The 234-nt window shown below is 34.6% G+C and carries 1 pseudogene; it reads left to right on the top strand.

Annotated features, from left to right (window positions below):
- Nucleotides 1–24: 24 nt before the first annotated feature.
- A pseudogene (locus tag AOA61_RS31655) lies at nucleotides 25–234 on the top strand (bifunctional folylpolyglutamate synthase/dihydrofolate synthase); the annotation flags it as partial.

Genomic DNA, 234 nt, shown 5'->3' with positions numbered 1-234 from the left:
AAATTAGGACATCCTGAAAGAAAGATGAAAGCAATTCACATTGCTGGGACGAACGGTAAAGGTTCTACTTTAACGTATTTACAATCTCTATTTCTTGAAGCGGGATTAAATGTAGGTACATTTACTTCTCCTTACATTCTGAATAGAAACGATCAAATAAAAATGAATGGACAGGCTATTTCAGATATGGATTTCACTTCAATAGTTGAGAACGTGAAACCTATTGTTGAGGAG

Origin of the sequence: Pseudomonas sp. 2995-1, from assembly GCF_002742505.1 — a bacterium.
GTDB lineage: Bacteria > Pseudomonadota > Gammaproteobacteria > Pseudomonadales > Pseudomonadaceae > Aquipseudomonas > Aquipseudomonas sivasensis.
Note: the sequence above shows the minus strand (reverse complement) of the source record. Positions and strands in the feature narration are given on the sequence as shown.